The organism is Bradyrhizobium sp. 23AC (assembly GCF_054863025.1).
Genome location: NZ_JAVAYN010000204.1, coordinates 1 through 262, shown reverse-complemented (window position 1 = coordinate 262; position 262 = coordinate 1). Strand labels below are relative to the sequence as shown.

Sequence of the window (262 nt, the reverse complement as noted above, 5' to 3'; positions counted from 1 at the left end):
CAACCCGAAACTGGTGCCGCTGAAAGACCTGGACGCACCGAAAGTAGACGCCGCGCAGCTGAACAGTAAAAAAGTGGTCGAACTGATGACCGAGGCCGGCCTGCTGTAAGGCCCGCCGGCAAACCGAGAGTTTTTGATCGTTATGTCAAACCTGAGTACCCACGCCGCGCAGACCGCGCGGCGTTATTCTGTTGTCCCCCTTCATCCGCGGCCAGGGGCGATCGTGGTGGCCAGCGCTGTGCTGCTGTCGCTGCTGGCGCTG

1 pseudogene is annotated in these 262 nt (G+C 61.5%); it reads left to right on the top strand.

The annotated features are described in order from the left end of the window. Window positions 1–109: pseudogene (locus RAD10_RS42115) on the top strand (iron ABC transporter substrate-binding protein); the annotation flags it as partial. Window positions 110–262 lie beyond the last annotated feature (153 nt).